We start from the raw sequence: 1,100 nt of genomic DNA, 5'->3' as shown, positions 1-1,100 counted from the left end.
GGGCTGGCCTGCGCGCTGCCGAGGTGACCATGCTCAAGGTCCGCGATGTCGACAGCAAACGCATGCTCCTGCGGGTGGAGCGCGGCAAAGGCGGGCGCTATCGCAATGCCCTGCTGCCTGCCGATCTTCTGACCCTGCTGCGCGAATGGTGGACGGTCGGCCGACAGCAGGGTGTCATGCATGCCGATGGCTGGCTGTTCCCGGGGATGCATTACCTCAAGCCGCTCAGCACCAGGCAGCTTCACCGCATCGTTGTCGATGCCGCAGAGGCCGCCGGCATCAAGAAGCGGGTCGGCCCGCACACCCTGCGGCACAGCTTCGCCACGCACCTGCTGGAGGACGGCGTCGATATCCGGATCATCCAGGCCTTGCTCGGGCATGCGAACCTCGAGACGACCGCCTTCTACACCACGGTGGCCACCCGGACGGTACGCGCGGTCATCAGCCCGCTGGACAGGTTGGCGACGAGCCCGAAGGACGAGGTCGCACCGGACGGCTGAGCCGTTGCGCCCCTCACTCGAGGTGGCAGACATCTTCCGCGCCGCCGGCCCCGCATACCGGAACGCTCACGCCGGGCACCTGAGCCTCACCCAGCTCAAGGCCATGACGGCGATCGAGACCTGCCGCACCGCTGCCCTGGGCGGTCACGTCGAAGCCTGCGAGGACTGCGGGCACTGGCGGATCGCCTACAACAGTTGTCGCAACCGGAACTGTCCCAAGTGCCAAGGGGCAGCTGCCCGCACCTGGCTGGCCGCGCGGGAAGCCGATCTGCTGCCCGTCGGCTACTTCCATGTGGTCTTCACGCTGCCGGCCCAGATCGCCGCCATCGCCTTCCAGAACAAGGTTTTGCTCTATGACCTGCTGTTCCGGGCAGCGGCGCAGGCAATGATGACGATCGCAGCCGATCCCAGGCATCTCGGTGCCAGGATCGGGATCACGGCCGTGCTCCATACATGGGGCTCGGCCCTGACCCATCACCCCCATGTTCACATGGTCGTGCCGGGCGGTGGCATAGCGCTGGACGGCTCGCGATGGATCGCGTCGCGCCCGGCCTTTCTGTTGCCCGTGCGGGTCTTGGGAGCACTCTTCCGCCGCCTCTT

Annotated in this window: 2 protein-coding genes; both read left to right on the top strand. The window is 67.1% G+C overall.

Annotated elements, in window-relative coordinates; all coding sequences use genetic code 11:
- On the top strand, nt 1–500 hold a 500-nt coding region (locus H7F49_RS19275; RefSeq protein WP_185685161.1), incomplete at its 5' end, for a tyrosine-type recombinase/integrase.
- A gap of 4 nt (nt 501–504) precedes the next feature.
- A partial coding sequence (locus H7F49_RS19270) for an IS91 family transposase (RefSeq protein WP_185685160.1) occupies nt 505–1,100 on the top strand: 596 nt, incomplete at its 3' end.

Source organism: Novosphingobium aerophilum (assembly GCF_014230305.1).
GTDB classification, from domain to species: Bacteria; Pseudomonadota; Alphaproteobacteria; order Sphingomonadales; family Sphingomonadaceae; genus Novosphingobium; species Novosphingobium aerophilum.
This window is presented reverse-complemented; position numbering and strand designations above follow the sequence as displayed.